The organism is bacterium (assembly GCA_040753555.1).
Lineage (GTDB): Bacteria > UBA9089 > UBA9088 > UBA9088 > UBA9088 > JBFLYE01.
Genome location: JBFMDZ010000125.1, coordinates 1 through 6,374 on the forward strand (window position 1 = coordinate 1; position 6,374 = coordinate 6,374).

At 34.3% G+C, this 6,374-nt stretch carries 9 protein-coding genes and 1 tRNA gene; 6 read left to right on the forward strand and 4 right to left on the reverse strand.

Features of this window, described 5'->3' with window-relative positions:
• Window positions 1-212: AbrB/MazE/SpoVT family DNA-binding domain-containing protein (locus AB1630_09440; protein ID MEW6104013.1), on the reverse strand; the 212-nt coding region annotated here is incomplete at its 3' end.
• Window positions 213-1,083: 871 nt separating this feature from the next.
• On the opposite strand from AB1630_09440, the gene AB1630_09445 reads away from it, so the two are divergent.
• From AB1630_09445 to AB1630_09455, 3 genes are read left to right on the forward strand one after another with little or no spacing between them, the layout of a single operon-like run.
• Window positions 1,084-1,278, forward strand: coding sequence for a hypothetical protein (locus AB1630_09445; protein ID MEW6104014.1), 195 nt, complete (start codon window positions 1,084-1,086; stop codon window positions 1,276-1,278).
• Window positions 1,279-1,333: 55 nt separating this feature from the next.
• On the forward strand, window positions 1,334-1,606 hold the full coding sequence (locus AB1630_09450; GenBank protein ID MEW6104015.1) for a hypothetical protein: 273 nt from the start codon (window positions 1,334-1,336) through the stop codon (window positions 1,604-1,606).
• Window positions 1,603-1,770 carry a hypothetical protein gene (locus tag AB1630_09455; GenBank protein MEW6104016.1) on the forward strand — a complete coding sequence of 56 codons (168 nt, stop codon included), beginning with the start codon at window positions 1,603-1,605 and terminating at the stop codon, window positions 1,768-1,770. Before AB1630_09450 ends, AB1630_09455 begins: the two co-directional genes overlap by 4 nt.
• Before the next feature lie 294 nt (window positions 1,771-2,064).
• On the opposite strand, the gene AB1630_09460 is transcribed toward AB1630_09455, so the two are convergent.
• From AB1630_09460 to rpsF, 3 genes are all read right to left on the reverse strand, one after another.
• A tRNA-Ser gene (locus AB1630_09460) sits at window positions 2,065-2,154 on the reverse strand.
• A gap of 74 nt (window positions 2,155-2,228) precedes the next feature.
• Window positions 2,229-2,621, reverse strand: a complete 393-nt coding sequence (ssb, locus tag AB1630_09465; protein ID MEW6104017.1) for a single-stranded DNA-binding protein — start codon at window positions 2,619-2,621, stop codon at window positions 2,229-2,231.
• Complete coding sequence (gene rpsF / locus AB1630_09470) at window positions 2,618-2,956, reverse strand: 30S ribosomal protein S6 (protein MEW6104018.1); 339 nt, start codon at window positions 2,954-2,956, stop codon at window positions 2,618-2,620. The genes ssb and rpsF overlap by 4 nt, the downstream gene beginning before the upstream one ends.
• A 76-nt stretch (window positions 2,957-3,032) precedes the next feature.
• Here rpsF and AB1630_09475 point away from each other — a divergent pair, with 76 nt between their 5' ends.
• Genes AB1630_09475 through metG form a run of 3 tightly spaced genes read left to right on the forward strand, consistent with a single transcriptional unit; the run spans window position 3,033 to window position 6,136 of the window.
• Window positions 3,033-3,851 carry a hypothetical protein gene (locus AB1630_09475; GenBank protein ID MEW6104019.1) on the forward strand — a complete coding sequence of 273 codons (819 nt, stop codon included), beginning with the start codon at window positions 3,033-3,035 and terminating at the stop codon, window positions 3,849-3,851.
• A complete protein-coding gene (gene ricT, locus AB1630_09480) occupies window positions 3,844-4,629 on the forward strand; it encodes a regulatory iron-sulfur-containing complex subunit RicT (protein MEW6104020.1) in 786 nt (261 codons plus the stop codon). The genes AB1630_09475 and ricT overlap by 8 nt, the downstream gene beginning before the upstream one ends.
• Window positions 4,630-4,663: 34 nt before the next feature.
• Window positions 4,664-6,136 (forward strand): methionine--tRNA ligase, encoded by a 1,473-nt coding sequence (metG, locus tag AB1630_09485; protein ID MEW6104021.1) that lies wholly within the window; start codon window positions 4,664-4,666, stop codon window positions 6,134-6,136.
• The last annotated feature ends 238 nt before the right edge of the window (window positions 6,137-6,374 follow it).

The window sequence follows — 6,374 nt, forward strand, 5'->3', positions numbered from 1 at the left end:
CTTATCTTATTTACATATTCTACGCCATTTTTTTCTCCTGCCCATATACCAAAACTTCTATCAACTCCGCTCTCCTTAAATTTATTGATAATTATCTTGCCCCTCTTATCCACCTCTAATATCAACTTATCACCCTTATTGATAGCCGATTTTTCCCTTCTATCATAAGGAATTTGAATCTGATAGTCTTTCTCTACAGTTACAACACTCATTTCAAAAATATTCTACCAAAAGATTTCATCCATTTGCAATAAAAGTGATTTTGAAATTTCGATTATCATTTGGATAAAAAAAGACCATATATAGAAATGGGAAGTGGGAAGTAAATGTTTCTTATTAAACCCTTGTCTTAATTCTTCATTCTTTTTCATCTTTCACTTTTTACTTCTCACTTATTTCATTGCTTTCTTTAAATATTAGCTAAACACGTACAAAATAATTGTATGTTTATCTTTTTTTAACAAAGAAGCTCAATTGTATATTTAGCTTTAGTTAAACACATATAATCTTTAAACCCTATTCTCATCACCATAATCCGTGATGAGCCAAGAATATATTAAAGGGCTTTATGAAGAAATCTCTAATAAGGTCAATATGTTTCTTAATATCAGACATTTTAAAGATCATTTAGAAGAAAGGCATCATCTTAAGCTATCCTACGAGACATGTAACTATTCACCCTATAGGGAAATAAGGAATGTATATGTTTAGATAATGTTAAGGAAAATAATGAAGCCAAAGAATAAAAATCCCAATGTCCAAATCCCAATGACAAATGAAATCCCAATGTCCAAATCCCAATAATTTGAAATGATATTGGACATTGGAAATTGGACATTTTTTTGACATTTGAACTTGGGATTTGGGATTTATTATAGAATGGATGAATTTTAAAACAGCCAAACATATAAAATACGATATACTGAATAGTTACCGAGACATTAAGAAAGATTCTTATTGAATACAAGCTACATCAACCAAAGAAGAAAAAGAAGGTTTATAGAAGACGAAGAAGGATGCCCAGCGCTGGAATGCTTGTTCAGATGGATTCCTCTTTAGCATCAATGGATTTCATCCATTCCAGTGAAATGGTGGCTTACAGCCGCTGTAGATGATGCAACAGGTGAAATTTTATTTGCTAAATTCTATCCATCTGATGGGGTATTCAGCAATATGGAGGCAATAAGAAGTATTGTTGAGCCTAAAGGAATATTCTATGCATCCCTGCGGACAAAGCTTCACATTTCAAAACCACAAGATATGGAGGATTGCATGTAGATGTTGCTGTTGAACAAGAAGATACCCATATACAAAGAGCCTTAAAGGAGCTAAGGTGAAGCAAATAGATTCCTCAAGGAAGAATTTATCCCTTACTACAACAAGAAGTTTGCTAAAACAGAAGGAATTGATGGTGTCTTTAAACCCATTCTTTCTGGATGTAATCTTGACCTTGTATTCTGTAAGAGATTTGAAAGAAAGGTCAACAATGACAATACAATCAAGTTACGAGAAAGATATAATCCAACTTCCTCCCTCTGATTTTTGCTTCGCTTCGCTCGCAAGATACTTCGTATTTCAAAATTTCCCTTGCAGGATGTGTGGTTGAGATCTAAAGTTCTTGGTAATGGGAAGGTTTATATTCTTTATAAAGGGAAGGTTATTCATAAAACTTATTTAGCAAAGAAGGGGAGAGTTAATGGGTTTTATAGAGAAATTGAAGAGTTTTTAAGTCAAAGGGAATATGAAGAAATTTTAAGCTTAAAATTTTAACATATTTAGTAGTAATTAAATTTAACATTGACAAAGTAGCAACAACTGTATATTGCAACAATTTATGCAAGATACTATAAAGCAAAAAGACATTATTTAACTTTTAATGTTCCAATGCACTACTAACCAAAAAGTTTGCAAACCATTTTTGGTTTTAGAAAAACCAATTTTATTTCAGTATAATCTCTTGTTCCCGGCCCTCACTTCGTTTGGGCTTCAAATTCCATCTTTCTCTCATCCCGTTTTTATTCCCAACCTTAACTTCACCTTCGCTATCCTATTTTCATTCCCAATCGGAGAGGCTGGGATTTGAACCCAGGATACAAGATCTACCCGTATAACTGCTTAGCAGGCAGCCCCATTCGACCACTCTGGCACCTCTCCATATATCATTTAGGAATTAGGATTTAGAAATTTAGGATTTAAATCCTAAATCCCAAATCGTAAATTCTAAATTCCTAAAATGGAAGGTCTTCTTCAGGAGGAAGGGGCATTTCTTCCTCAACAATTTCTCCCTCAGAGGGTTTTCCTGAGAGAAATTGAACCGTCAATCCTACTATTTCAACTGTTGATCTTTTCTGACCATCAGATGTCTCCCATGAGCGTTGACGAAGCCTTCCATCAACAAAAACAGGAGAGCCTTTCTTAAGGTATTGATTGCAATTCTCTGCCTGTTTTCCCCAAACAACAACGGGTATAAAGCTTGTCTCATCCTTTGCCTCACCCTGAAGGGTGTACTTTCTGTTGACAGCGACGGTAAAGCTTGTAACAGCTGTTCCAGACGGAATGTATTTTAGCTCAGGATCCCTTGTCAAATTCCCCATAATTATTGCCCTTGAATATCCTCTCATTCTTCCTTCACCTCCACCTTATTCTCTTTTTCCTCTTCCTTTGGAAGGGGATTTTTTCTTTTTGTAACAAGAAACCTCAAAACATCTTCTGAAACCCTTAAAACCTCTGATATTGAAAAGATAGACTCTGGCTTTACAGAAAATCTTATAAGCAAATAAAACCCTTCTAAACACTTCTTGATTGGATAGCTAAGGGTTCTCACCCCCCATTCATCAATATGCTCAATAAAACCGCTGTTTTCGTTAATAATTTTAGTAATTTCAGCGGTAATTTTTTCCCTCTTCCCCCCTTTTTCATCAAAAACAATCATTAAATCATAAAATTTCTTATCCATAAAAACATTATACAAAATAATTCCTTTTAAGTCAAGATTGACAGATTAAAGCAATTATGTATATCCTATTAACCTAATGCTTTTGGATAAAATCATAGGTCAAAACGAAGCAATATCCTCTTTAAAAAGCCTTTTAAAAAGAAGGGACATTCCTTCTTTAATCTTTTATGGAAAAAGGGGAATAGGAAAGAAAATGGCAGCAATTGCCTTTGCAGGAGCTATAAATTGTGATAATGGTGGCTGTGGCTCTTGCAATTCCTGCTTAAGCCTTAAAAAACATCCAGATATAAGGGAAATAACGGATGATAATGGCTATATAAAGATTGATACAATAAGGGATATAATAAAAGAGGCAAGCCTTAAGCCGAGCTATAAAAAGAGGGTTTATGTAATTGACAATGCCCATTTTCTTACCCCCGAGGCATCATCTTGTCTCCTTAAAACATTGGAAGAGGGATGTCAATTGTTTATTTTAATTACAAGCTCAATAAATAGCCTCCTTCCAACAATTAGGTCTCGGTGTTTTAAAATAAGGTTTAAGCCACTTTCTTTAAATTCCTTTAAATCCCTCGGTATTGAGGATGAGATCTTGGCTGAAATGTCAGGAGGAAGTATGGAAAGGGCATTAAACTATAGCAAGATAGAAAAAGAAAAGAAAGCCATTTCATTATGGGTATCTTCTTTTAAAACAAAACCTAAATTTCTTTTGATAGAGGAGCTTGTTAAGATGGATGAAAGATTTCCAGCTACATTAGACCTCCTCCTTTTTCTTTTTAAGAAAAATGGCTTTTATTTTATGATGGATGAGGTTTTAAGGGCAAAAGAATCTCTAAAAGCAAATGTGAATAAAAGGCTTGCTTTAGAAAAAATGGTTTTGAAGATAACAAATGATTAAAGAGGTAGTTGGAATAAGATTTCCAAAGGATCCTAGGATAAATTATTGCGATTGCGGAGAGCTTTCAATTAAATTGGGTGAAAGCTACCTTGTTGAAATGGAAGGATATTGCGATATAGGTGTAAGTGTTGAAGTGCCAAAGGTTTTAGATGAGCAGAAAATAAAAGAGCATATTCCAAGGATTATTAAAAAAGCATCAGAAGAAGACCTTGAGAAGCAAAAAGCAAATAAAGAAAAAGAGGAGGCATCCAAAAAGATTTTTATAGAGAAGATAAACAGCCATAGCCTTAATATGAAGTTTATAGATGTCCACCTTTCTTTGGATGAAAAAAAATACACATTTTATTTTAGTGCAAGCGAGAGGGTTGATTTTAGAGAGCTTGTTAAAGACTTCGCAAGTTCTTTACGAGCCAGGATTGAGCTTTATCAAATAGGGATAAAGGAGGAGGTGAGGCTCTTTGGAGGCTTTTCCTGGTGTGGAAGGGAGGTTTGTTGTTCAAAATTTTCAAAAGACACGAGCCCTGTTAATCTAAAGGTAATAAGGGAGCAAAACCTATCTATGTCTTTTTCTAAGATAACAGGTGTATGCGGAAGATTTATGTGCTGCCTTTCCTTTGAATATGAGTTTTATAAGGAGTTTAGAAAAAGGGCGCCAAAAGAGGGCTCTTCTTATAAAACAAATGAAGGGGTTGGTATTGTTGAAGAGGTCTGTCCCATTAGCTCCTCTATAAAAGTAAAGCTTGAAGATGAAAGGATAATTGAGGTGCCTATAAAATAATTTTGTATGTAATTAGTAGACTTTTTGATTTATTATGAAATATTATATTACCACGCCCCTTTACTATGTGAACGACATTCCCCATATTGGCCATGCATACACGACAATAGCGGCTGATTGCATAGCAAGGTATAAAAGGCTCTCTGGATTTGATGTGTTGTTTATAACAGGCACAGATGAGCATGGACAAAAAATAGAGCAATCTGCTAAGGAAAAGGGTATTTCCCCACAAGAACTTTCCGATACACAATCAGAAAATTTTAAGTCCTTATGGAAGAAGCTTAATATTTCGTATAATGATTTTATAAGGACAACAAGCGAAAGACACAAGAAGACAGCGAAATATGTTTTTGAGCTTATTTATAAAAATGGCGATATTTATCAGGGGCAATACAGTGGAAATTATTGTATACCTTGCGAAAGCTATTGCTTAAAAGAAAAAACCTGCTCAGGGTGTGGAAGGGATACAACATTTTTAGAATCACCTACATACTATTTTAAACTATCAAAATACAAAGATAGCCTTCTTTCATATTTTAAGGAGAATCCAGGCTTTATCCAACCTTCCTTTAGATGTGCTGAGATGGAAAATATTGTAAGGGATGAGCTAATGGATTTAAGCATTACAAGGAGGAATTTTAAATGGGGCATTCCTGTATCTACTGACGATGTAATTTATGTCTGGTTTGAGGCATTAACAAATTATTTAACAGGGGCTGGATTTCCAGATGAAAGCCAAAAATTTGAAAGATATTGGCCACCAGATATACACCTTGTTGGAAAGGATATCTTAAGGTTTCATACAATAATCTGGCCTTCTATGCTTATGTCTTGTGGTCTTTCCCTACCAAAAATGGTTTTTGGGCATGGATGGTGGAGGATAGGTGGAGAGAAGATGTCAAAGTCAAAAGGAAATGTTGTTTCTCCATCCCTTTTAGCTGATGATGTAGGAGCTGATTGCTTAAGGTATTTTCTCTTAAGAGACCTTCCATTTGGCCTGGATGGAGATTTTTCTTATGAAAATCTAATACAGAGGCTTAATTCTGATTTAGTAAATGACCTTGGAAATTTTGTTTCAAGAAGCCTTACTATGGTAAATAAATACCTTTCTTCTATTGTTCCAGAGAAATGTGACGGAGGGGAATTACAGCAATCTGCATTTGATATTATTAAAAATATGGATTCCTATTTTGATGAATTAAGGTTTCATCTATACCTTGAGAAAATTTGGGCTTTTATAAATCTCTGCAATAGATATATTGACAAAGAAAAACCCTGGCAAATTTCTGATTGCGAAAGGCTTTCATCTTGCCTCTATAGGTTACTTGAAAGCATAAGGCTAATTGCTTTATTTATCTCCCCAATAATGCCAGAAACAGGAGAGAAGATTTTAGCTTTACTTGGAAATCCTCCTTCAAAAATTGAATGGGCAATTCTTGAAAAAGGAACACAGATTTTACCTTCAATTCATCTATTTACAAGAAAAGTAGGTGTTGCTGTTAGCTAACGATACGTTGTATGATAATATTCTTTTCATCTTTTAGGTATTGAGCAGGGGTTTTATACCCCAAACTCCTAAGCCTTTTATTTTGATTATAGTCATCAACTTTCTTCAAGAATCGTAACTATTCAGTATATCGTATTTTATATGTTTGGCTGTTTTAAAATTCATCCATTCTATAATAAATCCCAAATCCCAAGTTCAAATGTCAAAAAAATGTCCAATTTCCAATGTCCAATATCAT

What these genes read in the sequence shown, in the direction of transcription:
- ssb (MEW6104017.1), bottom strand. Translation starts at nt 2,621, where the DNA reads ATGAGAGGATATTCAAGGGCAATAATTATGGGGAATTTGACAAGGGAT.
- rpsF (MEW6104018.1), bottom strand. Translation starts at nt 2,956, where the DNA reads ATGGATAAGAAATTTTATGATTTAATGATTGTTTTTGATGAAAAAGGG.
- AB1630_09475 (MEW6104019.1), top strand. Translation starts at nt 3,033, where the DNA reads ATGCTTTTGGATAAAATCATAGGTCAAAACGAAGCAATATCCTCTTTA.
- ricT (MEW6104020.1), top strand. Translation starts at nt 3,844, where the DNA reads ATGATTAAAGAGGTAGTTGGAATAAGATTTCCAAAGGATCCTAGGATA.
- metG (MEW6104021.1), top strand. Translation starts at nt 4,664, where the DNA reads ATGAAATATTATATTACCACGCCCCTTTACTATGTGAACGACATTCCC.